Annotated in this window: 11 protein-coding genes; 5 read left to right on the top strand and 6 right to left on the bottom strand. The window is 52.7% G+C overall.

The genetic code is table 11. The features are described from left to right. Window positions 1-106: 106 nt before the first annotated feature. Both ACJJIM_RS11780 and ACJJIM_RS11775 read right to left on the bottom strand, forming a co-directional pair. Complete coding sequence (locus tag ACJJIM_RS11780) at window positions 107-1,084, bottom strand: DUF58 domain-containing protein (protein WP_413662445.1); 978 nt, start codon at window positions 1,082-1,084, stop codon at window positions 107-109. Beyond that, window positions 1,084-2,055 (bottom strand): AAA family ATPase, encoded by a 972-nt coding sequence (locus ACJJIM_RS11775; RefSeq protein WP_282932305.1) that lies wholly within the window; start codon window positions 2,053-2,055, stop codon window positions 1,084-1,086. The genes ACJJIM_RS11780 and ACJJIM_RS11775 overlap by 1 nt, the downstream gene beginning before the upstream one ends. Window positions 2,056-2,370: 315 nt before the next feature. Here ACJJIM_RS11775 and ACJJIM_RS11770 point away from each other — a divergent pair, with 315 nt between their 5' ends. Beyond that, a complete protein-coding gene (locus ACJJIM_RS11770) occupies window positions 2,371-7,260 on the top strand; it encodes an NAD-glutamate dehydrogenase (RefSeq protein WP_413665875.1) in 4,890 nt (1,629 codons plus the stop codon). Window positions 7,261-7,364: 104 nt separating this feature from the next. Continuing rightward, window positions 7,365-8,402, top strand: coding sequence for a quinone-dependent dihydroorotate dehydrogenase (locus ACJJIM_RS11765; protein ID WP_444911035.1), 1,038 nt, complete (start codon window positions 7,365-7,367; stop codon window positions 8,400-8,402). Window positions 8,403-8,466: 64 nt separating this feature from the next. Here the strand turns inward: ACJJIM_RS11765 and rmf are convergent, their stop codons facing one another. Then, on the bottom strand, window positions 8,467-8,718 hold the full coding sequence (gene rmf, locus ACJJIM_RS11760) for a ribosome modulation factor (protein ID WP_108733677.1): 252 nt from the start codon (window positions 8,716-8,718) through the stop codon (window positions 8,467-8,469). 434 nt (window positions 8,719-9,152) lie between these two features. On the opposite strand from rmf, the gene rlmKL reads away from it, so the two are divergent. Beyond that, window positions 9,153-11,351 (top strand): bifunctional 23S rRNA (guanine(2069)-N(7))-methyltransferase RlmK/23S rRNA (guanine(2445)-N(2))-methyltransferase RlmL, encoded by a 2,199-nt coding sequence (gene rlmKL / locus ACJJIM_RS11755; protein ID WP_444911034.1) that lies wholly within the window; start codon window positions 9,153-9,155, stop codon window positions 11,349-11,351. Window positions 11,352-11,611: 260 nt separating this feature from the next. On the opposite strand, the gene ACJJIM_RS11750 is transcribed toward rlmKL, so the two are convergent. Together ACJJIM_RS11750 and ACJJIM_RS11745 are read right to left on the bottom strand one after the other, a co-directional pair. Then, on the bottom strand, window positions 11,612-14,002 hold the full coding sequence (locus tag ACJJIM_RS11750) for a bifunctional serine/threonine-protein kinase/formylglycine-generating enzyme family protein (RefSeq protein WP_444911033.1): 2,391 nt from the start codon (window positions 14,000-14,002) through the stop codon (window positions 11,612-11,614). Between the two features lie 17 nt (window positions 14,003-14,019). Next, complete coding sequence (locus ACJJIM_RS11745; protein ID WP_413662441.1) at window positions 14,020-14,937, bottom strand: PP2C family protein-serine/threonine phosphatase; 918 nt, start codon at window positions 14,935-14,937, stop codon at window positions 14,020-14,022. A gap of 319 nt (window positions 14,938-15,256) precedes the next feature. On the opposite strand from ACJJIM_RS11745, the gene ACJJIM_RS11740 reads away from it, so the two are divergent. After that, window positions 15,257-16,117: an FHA domain-containing protein gene (locus tag ACJJIM_RS11740; RefSeq protein ID WP_413662440.1), complete on the top strand. Its 861-nt coding sequence runs from the start codon at window positions 15,257-15,259 to the stop codon at window positions 16,115-16,117. Beyond that, a complete protein-coding gene (locus ACJJIM_RS11735) occupies window positions 16,114-16,368 on the top strand; it encodes a glutaredoxin family protein (protein ID WP_413662439.1) in 255 nt (84 codons plus the stop codon). The genes ACJJIM_RS11740 and ACJJIM_RS11735 overlap by 4 nt, the downstream gene beginning before the upstream one ends. A gap of 1 nt (window position 16,369) precedes the next feature. Here ACJJIM_RS11735 and ACJJIM_RS11730 read toward each other — a convergent pair whose 3' ends face one another. Beyond that, window positions 16,370-18,376 (bottom strand): transglycosylase SLT domain-containing protein, encoded by a 2,007-nt coding sequence (locus ACJJIM_RS11730; RefSeq protein ID WP_444911032.1) that lies wholly within the window; start codon window positions 18,374-18,376, stop codon window positions 16,370-16,372. Window positions 18,377-18,457 lie beyond the last annotated feature (81 nt).

Below are 18,457 nucleotides of genomic sequence, written 5' to 3'. Positions count from 1 at the left end.
TTTTATCACGACTGGCCCTCAATTAAATTGCCAGTGCGTTTTGCCTTCGCTCCTTGGTTCGCCAAAACACTGGCGACTAGCTTTTTCTGCACTTTCAAACTCATTACTACTTGGGCCTTCTCGTATTTTGCCAGCCATTATTTCTTTGCCGCGAGCCGTAGACGGACATCAGTGCTGGAATAAGCGGTTGGGTGTTATCAAAGTCCAGCAGCGGCAGCCGATAACGCCGGCACAGTTGTTCAACCTCGGCGCGGGCGCGGGCTTGCTTTTCGGCAAAATGTTCGTGTACCGGCCTGTTGCCGGCATGAAGGAATGTGCGCTGGCGACCGTCAGATATGGTGAGGGATTGGCCGGGCAGATGTTGCTCCAGCGGGTCCGATACCCTCAGTACCTGCAGGTCGGCATGGCGGGATAAAAGATAGAGTGGCTGTGAGCAGCTCTCGTCGAGATCGTGACAATCACTGATTAAAAAGAGCGCACTACCGGGACGTGCGATTCTTCGCGCTTCCTCCAGCAATGTTTTCAGTGTTTGGCTGCCCTGTTCGGGGATGGGGCTGCTCAGTTCCGCAGCGCGGGCAACCGTACTGTGAATCATCGAAAGTACGGCGTGGTGGCTGCGGCGCGGACGCACTGTGTCTATTTCCCGGTCGGAGAAAAGCAATGCCCCGATCCGATCGCTGTGCTGTAAACCAGCCCAACCCAGCGCTGCCGCAATGCCGCTGGCCGTCACCGATTTAAATGCCCTTTGGCTGCCAAAAAACATCGGCGAGCGCAAATCCAACAGGATAACTACCGGGCGTTCGCGCTCCTCTTGGTAAAGTTTGGTGTGGGTTTGGCCGGTTCGAGCTGTTACGCGCCAGTCAATGGAGCGTACATCATCGCCGGCCTGGTAGTTCCGCACTTCCTCAAAATTCATGCCGCGGCCGCGGTAGCGAGTGAGCAGGCTGCCGGCCTGATCACTGCGGGCCAGGCGCGGTTTGAATAATTGCAACTGCCGTGCGGCGTAGCGCATTTGTACCAACGGCGTTACTTCGGGATAAGCCCCGCGCAGTTCGAGCTCAGTTGGGGATGCTTCAGCGGACATCAGATCGCAGGCACCTGTTGAAGTAATCGCTCAATTACCTGGTCGGTAGTAATTCCCGCCGCTTCGGCCTCAAAACTCAACAGGAGTCGGTGGCGTAAAATATCGGGGGCGACATTCATCACATCATCTGGGGTGACGTAGTCGCGCCCAGCGAGCCAGGCGTGAGCGCGCGCGCAGCGATCCAATGCAATTGTTGCTCTCGGACTTGCACCAAAATCTAGCCATGACGCCAGCTCGCTGTCATACTTCGCCGGCTCGCGAGTAGCAATGACAAGTTGGACAGTATAGGTTTCCACGGCCTCAACCATCTGCATTTCCAGAATTTGGTTGCGCGCCTGAAGAATGGTTTCTTGGCTGATAATTTCAGTGGGGCGATTTTCGCCAAGGCTAGCCTCGGATCTGGCCAGGCGCAGGATTTTTGCTTCCGCCTCCGCATTGGGATAGGCAAGATTTACCTGCATTAGGAATCTATCTAATTGTGCCTCTGGCAGAGGATAAGTCCCTTCCTGCTCAATAGGGTTTTGGGTAGCCATTACCAAAAATAACTGGGGAAGGGGATAAGTTTTTCGGCCGACACTGATCTGCCGTTCTGCCATAGCTTCGAGCAGCGCCGACTGAACTTTGGCTGGCGCACGGTTAATCTCATCGGCCAGTATCAGGTTGTGAAACACTGGACCTGGTTGAAAATGGAACTCTCCGGTTTCCGGCCGGTAAATGTCGGTGCCGGTAATATCCGCCGGAAGCAGATCTGGCGTAAATTGAACGCGATGGAAGTCACCCTCAATAGCTTCGCCCAGTGTTTTAATGGCCTTGGTTTTGGCCAGGCCTGGCGCTCCCTCCACCAAAAGGTGGCCATCGGCCAGCATGGCGATCAGCAATCGGTTAACCAATCTCTCTTGACCGATAATCTGCTCTTCCAACCAATCGCCCAAAGCGGCGATATGATCCCTAATAGTCTGGTTTGCTTCCATAGTATCTCTTCTTCTGAGAATTTAGCCGCCGCACGGACCTGGCTGGCTTTCTACCATCTATATATAGTCGCCGCCGAGAAGGTGGCGACTGATGATTTTAGCGGCACCAAATGAAGAGGCAACTCCTGAGACGTAGGCCTCTGCCGAGCCGACTAGATTCTGAGGTGGAATGGACTTCTCCTCACTGTCTGACTGAAAGTGTAATTTTTAGGACTCGACCCTGCAGCTGCGTATGGGCTGAGATGATGACCTTTTCGGATCTACAGTGTTTGGATTCGATGTGACAAAAATGAGATTGGGAGGTTCCCCGTGAATATGGCGACGGTTATTACCGACAGCCGTGAAGAATTAGTTGCGCAGATTTGCGAGCTGATTCGTGACAAGCTGACCAGCGAAGCCGAACCCGTTGTGGCTTTTGCCCAGCAGTTCCTCAATCAGTACCCATTAGAGGATCTGGCCGGTCGTCGTCTTGTTGACGTCTATGGCTGCATATACACCTGGTGGAACTTTATTCAACAGCGCCCGGGCGGCCTACCCAAGGTGAAGGTTTTTAACCCCCGCCTCGAAGACGATGGTTGGGAGTGCTCGCATACGGTCATTGGCGTGCTGCAGCGGGATATGCCATTTCTGGTGGACTCCATTCGCATGGAGATCAATCGCCGAAATACAGTGACTCATTCGATAAAGAGTACGGTAGTTCGAGTCGAACGCGATGCCAAGGGGAAACTGACTCGCCTGTTGCCGCCAGAGGAAGAGTTACTGGGTGAAAAGCCGCAGGCAAAAGGGAAGCGCATCACGAACGAAGCGATGATTTATGTCGAGATTAATCACGACACTTCATCTGAGTTCGCTTCAGGCATGATGACTGGCTTAAAAGACGTACTCGGCGATGTGGAGCTGGTAGTGGACGACTATGTCCCGATGCTGGAAACCTGCAGCGCAATGGAGGGACAGTTACAGGCGGGACTTCCAGACGAAGACACCAACCTATTGGAAGCTAGTGCATTTTTACAGTGGATGCGCGATGGTAACTTCACCTTCCTGGGATATCGCGAATACGAGTTCAGTGTTGTCGGGGATAAAAAAATCCTCAATGAAGTTGAAGACCGCAGGCTCGGTATTTTCAAAAAGCTGGAAGAGGCTGCGCCGATGCTGGAAACCTCTTTTAGTGAGGGGAAGCAGCGTTTCTACCAAGGGCCCAATTACCTGACATTTGCCAAGTCCTCCGTTAAGTCCCGGGTGCACCGCACGGCCTATTCGGACTACGTGATGATTAAGCGCTACAACACCGAGGGTGAGGTGATTGGTGAAGCGGCGTTTATGGGGCTTTATACCTCGCCGGTTTACACCGAGAGCCCAGCGAAAATTCCGATTATTCGCCGCAAGATGGCCTCGATCATCGAGTCTAGCGGTCTCTCCGGACAGGGGCATGATGGCAAAGCCCTGCGCCGGATTCTCGATACCTTCCCAAGGGATGAACTTTTCCAGGGCAGCACCAAAGAGCTGTTTGACGTGGTAATGGGTGTGCTGCAGTTAAATGAGCGGGCTCACCTTCGTCTGTTTATGCGTCGCGACCCCTTTGGTAAATTTGTTACTGCCACGGTATACGTTCCCCGTGAGCTGTTTAACAGTGATGTGCGCGAGGTGATTTGCGCGCATATTGCCAAAGCGATTAATGCGAAGGACTCGGACTTCACCACTTTCTTCTCCGAATCCATTCTCGCGCGGGTTCATTTTGTTTTCCGCGTGTCCCCCGATGAGCCTGTTGATTTTGATGTCGCGCTGCTGGAGGCGCAAATTGTGGATATTACCCGCTCCTGGGAAGATGTTTTCCAAAGATCACTAATTGAAAATAGCGGGGAAGAAGAGGGCAGTCGTCTCTATCGTACTTTTGGCCGCGCCTTCCCGGCGGGGTACCGTGAAGACTTTGAGCCTCGTATTGCGGTGCAGGATGTAGCAGCCGTTCAGAGCCTCAGTGAAGATAACCGGGTAGCAATGAGTTTCTACCAGCCGGTGGGGGCCGCTCAGGGCAGCCTGCGGTTCAAGGTATTCAACTGGGGCAGCGGCCTGACGCTCTCCGACGTGATTCCCGTGCTGGAAAATCTGGGCTTGCGGGTTATTGGTGAATTCCCCTATACGATTCGCCCCCGTGGCTATACCGATGTGTGGATGCACGAATTCCATCTGGAATTTGGTCTGCCCACCAAAATTGATGCGCAGGCATCCCGTGGCCTGTTCCAGGATGCGTTCGCGGCGATCTGGAATCATACGGCGGAAAGCGATGCCTTCAATCGCCTGGTGCTGGCCGCCCGCCTTAACTGGCGCGAAGTATCCATGCTTCGTGCCTACGCCCGTTACCTGAAACAAACCAAGTCTGGTGCCAGCCAGAGCTATATTGCCGCTACCCTGGCCAGCCACGTGGATATCACCCGCAACCTGGTAGCCTTGTTTAGGGCGATGTTCGATCCCCGTTTAAGCACTGGTAAGCAGGAGCAGCCCCGTGTCGAGCGCTTGATCGCTAAAATTCACGATGGTTTGGATACGGTTGATAACCTGAATGAAGATTTGGTTCTGCGCCGTTATTTGGAATTAATCCTGGCGACCCTGCGCACTAACTTCTTCCAGGTGGATGATGAAGGGCAGCCCAAGGATTATATTTCGATCAAATTCAGTCCCCGGGATATTCCCGGCATTCCCGAACCCCGCCCGGAGTTTGAGATTTTTGTTTACTCCCCTCGTGTGGAAGGTGTGCACTTGCGCGGCAGTAAAGTCGCTCGCGGCGGCCTGCGTTGGTCTGACCGACTGGAAGATTTCCGCACAGAAGTTCTGGGCCTGGTAAAAGCCCAAGCGGTGAAAAATGCGGTTATTGTACCCAGTGGTGCAAAAGGTGGATTTGTTGTTCGACGCCCGCCTACCGATGGCAGTCGCGAAGCCATGATGGAAGAGGGAATCTCCTGCTACAAAACCTTTATTCGCGGCCTTTTGGATATCACTGACAATCTGAAAGACGGCGAAGTTGTACCACCCAAATATGTTGTTCGCCGGGATGAGGATGACCCCTACCTGGTAGTGGCTGCGGATAAGGGGACGGCGACTTTCTCAGATATTGCCAACGACATTGCCGGGGAGTATGGCTTCTGGATGGGCGACGCTTTCGCCTCCGGTGGCAGCCAGGGATACGACCATAAGAAAATGGGTATTACAGCCCGTGGAGCCTGGGTATCGGTGCAGCGCCACTTCCGTGAGATGGGGGTGGATGTCCAGAAAGAAAACTTCTCTGTTGTCGGCATTGGCGATATGGGTGGAGATGTTTTTGGTAACGGCATGTTGCTGTCTGAGCATATCTGCCTGAAAGCGGCCTTTAACCACCTGCATATTTTTGTGGACCCCAATCCGGATGCAGAATCCAGCTATAAAGAGCGCCAGCGTTTGTTCGCGTTGCCCCGGTCGAGCTGGAGAGATTACGAGCGCAAATTAATTTCCAAAGGTGGTGGTATCTTTGAGCGTCGCGCCAAGGCCATTGCTATTACGCCTGAAATGAAAGAAGCGTTTGATATCAAACAGGATCAACTGAACCCCAACGAGCTGATTAGTGCCTTGCTCAGAGCGCCGGTGGATCTGATCTGGAATGGCGGTATTGGCACTTATGTTAAGGCTACTACCGAGACGGACTCCGAAGTTGGTGATAAGTCCAACGATCACTTGCGCGTTGATGGCCGGGAGTTGCGTGCCAAAGTCTTTGGCGAGGGCGGCAACCTGGGTATGACCCAGCGTGGACGTATTGAGTTTGCTCTCAATGGCGGGCGTTGTAACACCGACTTTATCGATAATGCGGCTGGTGTGGATTGTTCTGACCACGAGGTAAATATCAAGATCCTTCTGGATAAAGTCGTTGCCCAGGGTGATTTGACGGAAAAGCAGCGCAATGAGCTGCTGGATGGGATGACCGATGCTGTCGGTGAATTGGTGCTGCACAATAACTATGAGCAGACTTTTGCCCTCAGTGTGGCGGAATATCAGGTTGCCAAGCGCCTGGATGAGTACCGCAGAACCATCAACACTTTGGAAGACGACGGCCGATTGAACCGCGCGCTGGAGTTTATTCCTGATAACGAGCAGATTTCTGAACGCGAGCACAAAGGGCAGTCCCTGACCCGCCCTGAATTATCGGTTCTAATTTCATACGTGAAGGTCAAGTTGAAAGAAGAGCTGCAAAATGCACAAATCACCGACAATGAGCGGGTGCGTTTTGCGGTTGAGTCTGCATTCCCGGAAAAATTGGTCGAGCGTTATCGCGACCAAGTCTATGACCATCCGCTGTTGCGCCAGATCGTGGCTACCCAGGTCGCCAATGAGATGGTTAACAGTATGGGTATCACCTTCTACAACCGTATCGGTACAGCTACTGGCGCCGATGTGAATGATGTAACTGCTGCTTACGTCAGCGCTCGCGATGTGTACGAGATGCACGACTTCCAGGAGCAGCTGGCTGCGCTGGACTACAAGGTGCCAGCGGAGCTGCAAACGGAACTGCTGAACTCGATGATAGGCCGTGTGCGCCGGGCAACCCGGTGGTTCCTGCGCAATCGCCGCAATGAGTTGGAGCCAGCTACCAACTGCGAGCTGTTCCAGGAGCCGGTACAGCGGGTTATTACAGCGTTGCCGCAGGTCTTGAGTGGCGAGCCCCTTAACGAATGGGAGCAGCGCTACCAGAAACTCCTGGAAGCAGGGGTACCAGAGGCCCTGGCCCTGCTGTCGGCGTCGCCCACCTACCTCTACTCGGCACTGGGTATTTCCGAGTCGGCGCGAGCTAGCGATACTCCCGTAGAGGAAGTTGCCACGGTTTACTTCAGGCTGTCGGATGAGTTGAACCTGCATTGGTTTGGCAATCTGATCGTCGATTTGCCGGTAGACAGCTTCTGGCAGGCGCAGGCCCGGGAGACCAGTATGGATGACCTGGACAGCCAGTTGTCGACACTGGCGGTGAACATCCTCCGCTTGGGCAAGGCTGAAAATCTTGATGTAGAGGGTGCAATGTCCCGCTGGAGCGCTATCATGGCGCCCGCAATTCAACGCTGGCACAATATGATTGCCGAGTTGAAGTCTACTTCTGTCGGTGACTTTGCCATGTTCACTGTGGCTTTGCGCGAGCTAATGTATCTCGCCCACGCCACTGCGGACCGGGAAACCCTGGCAGAACAGTAGCGGAATAGAGCCCAGGGGCCGCTCAAAGGTCCCTGTAGTATCGTCATCACAAGATAGAGCCCTTCGTTTTTCTGAAGGGTTCGCCTCCCCACGTAAGGAAAGGTATGTATTCAACACTGCGTAAAGCCTTGTTTGCGCTTGACCCTGAGCGGGCCCACCATTTGTCGATTGATGCCATTGGCGCTGCAGAGCGTCTCGGTTTGATGTCCCTGTACAAAAAGTCGGTGCCGGATGATCCGGTCGAGTTGATGGGGCTCACTCTACCCAACCCAGTTGGTTTGGCCGCTGGTCTGGATAAGAATGCGCAGGCCTTTAATGGTTTCGGAGCCCTGGGATTCGGGTTTGTTGAAGTGGGCACCGTGACACCGCGTCCCCAACCCGGCAATCCGCTGCCAAGGCTGTTTAGGGTGGAAGAGGCCGATGCGATTATTAACCGTATGGGTTTTAACAACCTCGGTGTTGACTACCTGATTGAAAGAGTGAAAAAGCGCCGTTATAGCGGTGTTTTGGGGATTAATGTGGGTAAGAACTTAGATACTCCAGTGGAAAAGGCCGCCGATGACTACTGCCTGTGTATGGAGAAGGTGTACCGCTACGCCGACTACATCACTGCCAACGTTTCTTCTCCCAATACCAAAGGGCTACGTGACCTCCAGTTTGGTGACAGTCTCAATCGCTTGCTGGGCAGCATCAAAGACAAGCAGATGGAGCTGGCTCAAAAGAGTGATCGCTACGTCCCTGTTGCCGTCAAGATTGCCCCGGATATGGAAGGCGATGCGGTGGCGCAGATAGCCGAGGCGCTGTGTGAGTACGATATCGATGGCGTGATCGCTACCAATACGACGATCGATAAGTCTTCAGTCGCCAAGCTGCCCCATGGTAGCGAAGAGGGCGGTTTGAGCGGAAAACCCCTGAGAGCGCAATCCACCAAGGTCATCGAGCTGTTATCGAAAGAGTTGAGCAAGCAGATCCCGATTATTGGGGTTGGCGGTATTTTTGATGGTGACAGTGCGGCTGAAAAGATTCGTGCTGGGGCGACTGCCGTACAGATGTATACCGGTTTCATCTATCGGGGGCCTGAATTGATTCGTGAGGCGGCAGAGGCAATTGCTTTGGAGCGCCGCCGAACAGGGCAAGGGTAAGCTGTATTAGTTGCTGACTGCTAGGAAAAGGGGGGCTTTTGACGATAAGCCCCACTTGCCATCGCTAAATGGTGCTCCACCCGTCAGGGTATTGGATGTCGGTAGAAACGGCGCCATAAATCTCCAGTTTTTGCGCCTTGGTCACTCTGTCGAAGCCATTCCAGTAATCTTCCCGCCCCTCACGCCAACCATTGATCCACTCCTGATGAGGATCCTCTTCGACAAATGGGCAGCTATCCATAGACTTGTTGTTCAGGGCTGCCAAATAGCCCTTGTAAAATGCCCTGTCGGCGTGATTTCGTTTTTGGCGTTTCATCGTATACGGCACCTCTACTTTGTCGGTCTGTGGACAGTTTGTCGGCAGGTTCGCAAACGGCTCTATTTGGGGTGTCTCTCAATGAATTTTAGTGAAGGAAATAAGTCTTTGAACGGACCGACCCAATCCACCTTATTAGTAAGAGTAAAGTGGCTGCGTGGGAATCGGAAAATATCTCTAGATGACAGTATGACTTATGGGGCAGGTAGTAATTAATGGCAGGGCGTATTCTCTTCTGCCACAAAATGGGATAATCGTCCTCTTTTGGGGCAAGGCGATAGCGCTCAATTTCCCTAGTTGGGGACTGTAAAGGTTTTGCCTCCAAGTTTTATTTGTGCGTACTGGCGGCGCAGACTTTGCCGGCAGCTTTAAGTGGGCAGTCTTCATTGACGCACAAAACTTCCTCCACAGGAGGAGCTTAATGAGTAAGTATTTTGACAGATTTACAAACTGAAGAATTTGAGTTTACGGCTACGTGTCCCAAGGGAATAGAGGGACTGCTCGCTAATGAATTACGCGACCTGGGTGCAGGGTCTGTAAGGGAGCAGCCGGCGGCAGTGTATTTTTCCGGCTCCCTGAAGCTGGCTTACCGCTGCTGTCTGTGGAGTCGCTTGGCAAACCGCATTATGTTGCGTTTGGCGCAGGTGCATGTAGCCACCGCTGAAGACCTCTACCAAGCAGTTGCCGAGCAACCCTGGGAACTCCACATTCGCCCCTCGGGCAAACTGTGGATGCAATTCTCTGGGACCAATCGAGAGATCCGCAATAGTCAGTTCGGTGCTCAAAAAGCAAAAGATGCCATTGTCGACCGCCTTCGCCGCCAGTCGGGAGCCCGTCCAAGTATTGATAAACATCATCCAGATTTGACGGTTGCCCTGCGCTTGCATCGGGATAAGTTGGATATCGCCATCGATCTAAGCGGTGACAGCTTGCATCGCCGTGGCTACCGAACCCATATCGGTGCAGCCCCACTGAAAGAGAACCTTGCGGCAGCACTGTTGCTGCGAGCCGGCTGGCCAAAGATTGCTGAGCAGGGTGGAGCCTTGCTCGACCCGATGTGTGGCTCGGGCACTATTCTGGTGGAGGCGGCGATGATCGCTGCGGATATGGCACCGGGATTAATGCGGGATAGCTTTGGTTTTGAGCGCTGGCTGAACCATCAAAGCGATATTTGGAATGAGCTTCGCGAGGAGGCATTGCAGCGTCAAGGCGTTGGCCTGGCGCGCGAACTGCCAGAGATTCGCGGTTACGATGCCGATGCGAAAGTCTTGTTTGCGGCTGAGGCTAATATTGCCCGGGCCGGTCTGGAGCGCCAGGTGCGAGTGAGTTGCCGCCCAGTAGCAGGGTTTAGGGTACCGAGCCATAGAGAAGTCAAAGCGGGATTGGTTATGACAAACCCGCCCTACGGTGAGCGCTTGGGTGAGCAGGAAGCTCTGCGGGAGACCTATTTTGAACTGGGGCGGCAGTTAAAGGCGGAGTTCCCGGGCTGGTTGGTCGGTGTGTTTACCGGCAATCCGGAACTGGGTTATGCCACCGGTTTACGCTCTCACAAGCAGTACCAGCTATACAATGGCAGCATCCCCAGTCAGTTGCTGATGTTTGAGGTTCGTGCGCAAAGTGGGGTGGCGGCGAGTGAAGCCACTGGGCCGAAGTTGTCACCCCAGGCGGAGATGGTAGCGAATCGCTTGCGCAAAAATCTGCGCACTACGGGTAAATGGGCCGCGAGGAGTGGCGTGGATTGTTATCGCCTCTACGATGCGGACTTGCCTGAGTATGCTGCGGCTATCGATATCTATAAAACCCTAGATGGCGCCGTGTACGCGCATTTACAGGAGTATCGTCCGCCGGCCACTATCGAGGAAGAGAAAGCTCGGGGGCGCTTGCGCGATTTGTTAAGGGCCCTTCAGTCCGTGCTCGAATTGCCTCGTGCGAATATCAGTATTAAAGAACGCCGTCGCCACAGCCACAAGGGCGGAGGTAAGGGTGGAAGTCAGTACCAGAAGCAGACGGAATCCAGAAAGGAGCTCTGGGTTGGGGAGTATGGTGCTGAGTTGGCGGTAGATCTGTGGAGCTACCTGGATACAGGGCTTTTCCTCGATCATCGCCCGGTGCGCAAATATCTACGAGAGATTTCTGCCGGTAAAACATTCCTAAACCTTTTCTGCTATACCGCCAGTGCGACGGTCCAAGCGGCTCTGGGTGGTTGCAAGCAAAGCACTAGTGTCGATATGTCGCGAACCTATCAAAACTGGGCGGGACAAAATTTCCGTGCTAATAACATGGATCCTTATCGCCATCAGTTGGTCGAGGCCGATTGTTTACAGTGGCTTGAATCTGCTCAACAGAACAGGAAAGGCCATTACGATTTAATATTCATGGACCCCCCGAGTTTCTCCAATTCCGCGAAGATGAGCGGGGTATTAGATATTCAGAGGGACCACGGGAAATTGATTCGTCAGTGTATGTCCCTGTTGTCGCCTCAAGGTCGCTTGGTGTTTTCCAACAACTTGCGCAGCTTTAAGATGGACGAGGACGTTTCCAGTGAATATTCGGTAGAGAAGCTGAACCTTTTGGATAAGGACTTTCAGCGCAACCCAAAAATTCACAATGTTTGGGAGCTCCGGCTGAAGTAGGGTGGTACTAACGCTTTAGTGATTTATGGCCGGCTTGATTTAATAGCCGGCCTAAGATACCTAAGGTCTAATAGGTTTTGACCATTGAAATTGAGGGATTTTACAAGCTGGAAGTAAATCGCCGTCCAGTGTCAATTTACTTGTAATTCAATTCTAGGTTAATTTGGGCCAGCGGCTTTCAGCTAGAACTTTGCATAAATAAAAAGATAGCGAAAGTTGACGGTACAACCACAGAAACCCGATTCGCTGTGAGCTCGGATCTATTCATTCAGATCCATTACAACCCGTATCCCCACATCCTTTGAGCGCGCGGTTTCATTGAGGCCTTTTCGGTAGTCAGAAGAAATCTTACTAGAGGTATCACGCATTGAGCCGCCCCTTACAGAATGAAGTTGGCAACCGTTAATCTTTATAGGCGCTGAAGTAGTTTTTGTTGGGTTGTATCCAGCTTGGTAGCAGTCTTCCACCCACTCAGCCACGTTCCCTGCAGTGTCAAAAAGGCCAAAAGGATTCGCCTGGTAATGCCCTACGGGAGCTGTACTGATACTGAACAGCTTTGTAAATTCGCTAGAGCAACCCCTGCGGCAATTCGCTTTTCCCCGGACGTCGCTGGAAGCCCACCAGTATTGGTGGGAACTACCTCCCCGGGCTGCGTACTCCCACTCGGCTTCACTGGCCAGCCGATACTGCTTGCCAGACTCCTTTGACAGCCACTTCACATACCTTTGTGCGTCCCGCCAGGTCACATTAATTACCGGTCTATCGCCGCGCCCCCAGCCTGCATCGCTGGGTTTAGCACTGCCGGTGGCCTCGGCGAAACGATCGTATTCGGCAAAGGTGACCTCATAGATGGATATAGCAAAGTCCTGCTCTACATTTACCCTGTGTGCAGGGCTGGCCAATCGCCGCTGGTTATTGCCCATGGTAAAGCTGCCTGCTCCCACTGCGACCATTTTCGGGCCCAAGCCACCAGAGGATAATTCAGATTGAAATCGCTTGCCGATAAAGTAGGCAGGTTCCAGCTCGATTGCCACTTCGAGGTTTTGTTCTTCTAGCAAGACCCACTGGCGAACTTTACTGAAGCCCCGTTTACTCACTTCCACATCATATTTGCCTGGGCTCAATTCAAGCCCCGGCTGGTAGCGGGGGGCTATGTTCATAATCCGCACACGGGCATCAGACGGCTTTGTGTTAATCGTTAGGCTGTACAGCTTGGGTTGGTTCTCTGCTCTTGGCTCTGCAGGCTCAGGCGTGAGAACTTTTGGGGGCTCAATATTACTCCTGGCAATCAGTGCCTGATTACCACTGAGGGGTAGTTGTGCATCTGCATTGAGCGAGGAAGGTAGATTTAGCTGGGTAACTTGTACCTGTGAGTCTAGGGCATCTGCTGCTGATTCAGTTGGCGCAGACTCTGTATTTGAATTTGGAGCAATATTGGCAGGCTGCTCCGCGGTACCTAGTAGGGTGGCAGCTGTAAAATCGGCAGCGCCGTCCAATATAGGTAGTCCAAGTTGCCAGCCGGCCTTGTGATCAACGATGCTATACAGGCCCCAGGTTGAGGTAAGGCCAACAGCGATAAAGCTGCTCATAAGCCAGGAGCGCTTGTGTTTTTTTGGCTCAGCGAGGAACTGCCGCAGGCGTACAACAGTATCCTGCTCCTTACGCTCTGGCTTCTCGGGCGTTTCCTTCCGTTTCCAACTGGAAGCAACTCTCCCGAGTTGGTCTGCCACACTGCCGTAAATGGTCAGTACAAGTGCTTTTGCCAAGCTGGAAGTTTTTAAAGTTGAATTGTTGAGCTGGCTGATTTGGTTGGCCGGCTTTCCGGCGAGGGCTGCAACCAAATCATCTGCGGCATCGGCGATATCCAGGCCGCGTTGAAATCGCTTATCCGGATCTTTGGCCAGGAAGTGATCAAGTAGAGGCTGATAAAGTGCGTATCGGGCTGGCAATCGCGGTATTGGGTCGGTGAGGTGCTTTATTGCAATGGCGACGGCTTCGTCTGCCTGATAGGGCACGGCTCCTGTGAGCATTTCATAGAAAACAACTCCCAGGCTATACAGGTCGGCACGACCGTCAACCGCTGCTCCGCGAGCTTGTTCCGGGCTCATATAGTGAGGGGTTCCCACAACCATCCCGCTGTTAGTCATACGGGTGGTTCTCGCGATAGCCCGGGCAACCCCAAAATCACTGAGTACGGCCGATCCGTCTTCGCGAAACAGGATATTCTCCGGTTTCAGGTCTCGGTGTACATAGCCCTTGCTATGGGAGTGGTCTAGGGCCATGGCTATCTGGCGCACAACATTAAGCGCCTCAAGAGGCTCAAGCCCACCTTTGCTTAAACGCTCTGCGACCGAGCCCCCAGGCATGTAGTCCATGGCGATATAGTTCAGGCTGCGGTAGCGGCCAATATCGTGAATACCGACGATATTTGGGTGTGACAGCTGCCCAACGATATTTGCTTCCCGCTGGAACCGCTCACTGAATATTGGATCAGCGTTCAATACTGGCGACATAACTTTTAGTGCCACCTGCCGGCCCACACTGCGCTGTATAGCCAGGTAGACTGAGGACATTCCCCCCTGATTGATCTTCTTGAGGATGCGGTAGCCCGGTATCTGCAGTGAAGAGGTGCCGCTATTGACGACTTCCATGAAGTGCTTTCCCTATCTTAAAGCAGAGTTGAAAGTCCGTAGGCAACTGCGGTGGCTAAGGCGACTGTGAAGAGGAGAATGAAGGGGCGATACTTTCTGAGTGTGGAGCCGGGCAGGGTGGGCTCGCTAATTGGGTTGAGGGATGCGGTAGAAGAAGGTTGCGCTGTGGATGGGGCATCTATGACCTGAACAGTGACGTTATCTTTGCCTCCTGCATCCAATGCTGCAGCGATTAGAAGTTCTGTTGCTCTGTGTGTATCACTGTTTTCTGTCAATATCTGGCTGATTGAATTTGCTGGTACTTCCGAACTAAGTCCATCGCTGCAGATGAGTAGTCTCTGTCCTGCTGCCCAGCGATAGGAGACTCGGTCCACTTCGAGTTTGGGGTTGGTACTACCGCCGATACATCGGGTAATTACATGCCGGTTGGGGTGAATTGCGGCTTCTTCGGAGTTGATAGCGCCTGAATCCATCAACATCTGTACGTAGGAGTGGTCGCTGGTTAGTTGGGTGAGCTTCCCTGTTGTGCCTTCGGGAGCCCAGAGGTAAGCGCGGCTGTCTCCAACCCAGTAGATATGAAAGTAGTCACCCTCTTCAGCAACAACGACCGCAGTAGAGCCCATATTGGCTGTGGTTTGTTCATCGCCCAGTAAAAGGGCGTGCGCTTTTTGCAAGGCACGCTCGTAGTGCTTGTCAGTTTCCGCTGACTTTTGGATTTCTTCAACAACAGTTTTGCTCGCGAGTTCACCAGCGTGGTGACCGCCAAGGCCATCGGCTACAACCCAGATACCTTTGTCTTCCGCAGCCCAATAGGCATCTTCGTTCTGTTCACGCTTATAGCCGGTATGGGTTGCGCCGGCACTGCGTGTAGCGTCTTTGCTTTGCTGAACTATCCCGCTGTGCCGTGATACTTCGCGTACTTTGGCTTCACTCACTGGCGTGCAACTACCTGTAATTTATTTAATCTTTCTAACGGTGATAACCCTCCGGTAATCACACGCCTCTTCCCTGTTGTGCTCTCGGCTTATTCAAGTTGCCGATCACTTTGTAGGTCATCGCTGAATCTGTTAAATACTAGACCTTTGGGCCATTTTAAGCTGCAAACCGAATCACACGCTAATGATATCGCCCATGATAAACTCAACTTTATCAATAAAAGTGAGTGTTTCGGCTGCTTTTTAACATTAGTTAAGCTCACTGTCTTCAATAATTGGCCAATTTCACACGGCCATTTTGGCTTTAGGAGCGATTTCGATGCTCAAACTTTGTGATGTCAATGATCTCAGCCAGAGCGTATGGCTGGTATCGCCGGGAGTAACTGTGGGGCGGGCGCAGAGCAGTGACTTGTGTATTGCCGATGATTCCGTAGCGAAGTCGCACCTTAAAATTGCGGTTAATGGCGATGTTCTGACTTTGCACAATTTGTCGGGCGCGGCCCGTGTCTTGCTTAATGGTCAGCCAACTGGTACACCGTGCCAGTTAAAAATAAACGATCAGGTCAAAGTGGGCAGCCGTTTACTCCAGGTAATCGACCCTAAGGTAACTAAGCTTAAGTCTGGCCCCCCTAAGGCTGCTTCGAATCAGGGCGTTGCCTGGGCGCTAAGAGCCAATCACCGGGCTATTGCAGGAAAGGTGTTCCCTGTGAAAGAGAGTGCGGTAATTGGGCGCTCCGATGAGTGTGATATAACTTTTTCGCTTTCTCATCTTTCGCGTAGGCACGCTCGTCTCGAAGTAAGGGAGGGCTTACTGTTCGTTATTGACTTAGGTTCGGCAAATGGGACTTTTGTCAATAATAGAAAGGTTAGTGAGAGTCGGGTGCGCAGGGGAGATGAGCTCCGGCTCGACACTTTAAGTTTTTCAATTGTCGGCCCAGCTGACGATAACAACCGCACGGCTGTACGCCCGGCTTTGCCGGAGTTCGAATTGCCCAGTTCTACCTCTGTCTCTGGAGAAGCCGATACAGTCCCCTACGCAGTGCAACCCAGTTTGTCCGAGGAGGTACCTGAGGAAGTCGATAAGCCAAAGGCTAAAAGTAAAACGTGGCTTTTAATAGTGGGGCTTGCGCTAAGTGTTGCGGGATATCTCTGGGGCAGCAGCCAGGGGGTTTTTGGATGAGCGATATAAAAGAGCTTTTGCTCTACACCACTTTGGGTTGCGGCCTGTGCGAAAAAGCCAAAATTGAAATTTGGCCTGCGCTGGAAAAATTCAACTTGCGTCTTCGCGAGGTGGATATCGCCGAGGATGAAGCGTTAATGGAGCGCTTTTCTATCCGCATTCCGGTGGTTGGCCTTGGAGACCCCGACGATGTTTGCGGTTGGCCGTTTGACCAGGTCCAATTGCAAGATTGGCTGAAGGAGCGGCTTTAAATTACAGCCGGCTCGCAGCTTCACTCTCCCTTAATAGTTGCAGCTTGGTGCCGCTTCGGTAGGCGTAAATTACAGAATAGGCGAGTACATTTTGCACATAATTACGCGTTTCCCGGAATGGAATGGTTTCAATCCACACATCATAGGGCAGCTGTTTTCGGGTCTCTTTTAGCCATCCCGCTACGCGGGTTGGCCCGGCATTATAGGCGGCGGCTGCCAGAAAGCGGTTATTGTCAAAGCGGTTAAGTAAGCTACTTAAGTAAAAGCTGCCCAGCGCAATGTTAGTATTGGGGCTCAAAAGGTCCCAGCTGCGTCGATAGCGCACCCCCGCTCTGCGTGCAGTAGCTTTTGCCGTGGATGGGAGCAATTGCATAAGTCCCAGGGCCCCGGAGCTGGATTTTGCATCGTGGCTAAAGTGGCTCTCTTGTCGTGCCACAGCGTAAATCAGATATGGCTCTAGTGCCGAGCTTTGGGCACCAACCTGTTTGCTCACATCGTGAACAATATCGGAAAAAGCGAGTGGGAATCGCAGTTCCAAGTCGTCGAGGTAGTCAGCCGCAAGCACTGACTGGATTGATTTATGGTACCAACCCCAGGCGCTAGCTACTTTGCCAGCCGCAAGTAATTCCTGGTGGTCCATAGCTCTTGTGGCATAGCTCCATTCCCTTCGGGCATGGAAGAGTTCGCCTATCGCTTGTAATTCTCGGGCCCTCAGCAGTTCGGGGCGCTTTGCCATCTCCTGCACTTGAATGGGGGTGATTGGTGCCGGCCGGTGCTCAAAGCTGTACTGTTGCCCCAAGGTATCAGCGGCAAGGAAACCGTAGTAACTGCGATTGCGGGCGGCTTTGCGGTAAAGGTGGGAGGAAGCTTCGGAACTTCCTGTGCCATAAAGTTCTTCCAGTGAGCGGGCTTTCCAATATATCCACCGGTCGAGTTGTTGTTTCTCCTCTGGCAGGCGGTCAATCCAGAACGCGACCTGTTGCCAATTTAATTCACGTAGGGACTGTCTGGCTAGCCACTCGATGGTACGGCCATCGGTCACTGTGTGATGTTCAACCAGCTGTTGCAAGCGCTGCATATTATCCTGGCGAGCAAATTGACGCGCCAAGTGCTTGAACATGGCTTCTTGTTGGGCATCGGAAAACAAGTAGCTGGCCTGATAGCGGTGCCACGCAGTTTCAGCTTTGATCGCGTCTTTTTTCGCCAATTGGTGCAATCCATGCAACACGATATCGCGATATTCCAGTGGGTTGTAGGCGAACTTGGTGTCAGTGAGAAGCTTCTGTGGGTTGCGATGGACCGAGCGCAAAAGTTTGGCTTTCTCTGCTTGTGCTGGCGTCATTTTTTTGGCGATATAACGTGCCAAATCGAGATTGCCTTCTTCGACTGCCAGCAGGTGCCGCTTCCAAGCGAGTTCCTGCGTCAAGCCGCCGTTTTTCATCCAGCGGGCAAAAACGGGGTCGCACTCCTCGACTTGGGACCGCCCAACAAGCCAGAGTTCTGATATCAACTGCTGTGTTTCTGCCTGATAGCCGTCTCGGCGCGATAGGGCATCGGCGTAATAGCAGCGGAGAGAGGTGCGACTGTGTTGCGAAGGTTGGTAATAGCGCAGGTAAGTCGAGAACTTTTTTTGACTACCGAGTTGGCGCAACAACCTGACCATCATCCAGTCGCCAATAGCCGTGCCTCTGTTGCTCTCCAGGAATTGATCAACTTCTTTTAAGGGCAGTTGGTGCAGTTTTTCACTGAGCGCCCAATAGTCAATATAAGCAGCGAGGGGATAATCTTTGAGCTCAGCTTTAAGTGCTCGAAGTTGCCGTCGATCCTTGTATTTTATCGCCTGCCGGGCCTGGCGCAGCTTTTCTCTCTGCGCCGCACGATTATCTTCGGATACTTCCGGTGCGATAGCGGTTGCCTGAACAGATTGTGCATTAGTGGGCACGGCTGTGCAGAGACAGGTGATGATTAGGGCAGAAAGAAGCGCGATTCCTTTTGCGTCAGCTGACATCTCAATTACCTCAGTTGGACGTGTGTTTCCAGCTATGACTGACTATACGGTAAAAACGCGTAAAATAGCTGATTTTTCACA

The sequence above is a fragment of the Microbulbifer maximicatervae (SeqCode) genome (assembly GCF_052467615.1).
Note: the sequence above shows the minus strand (reverse complement) of the source record. Positions and strands in the feature narration are given on the sequence as shown.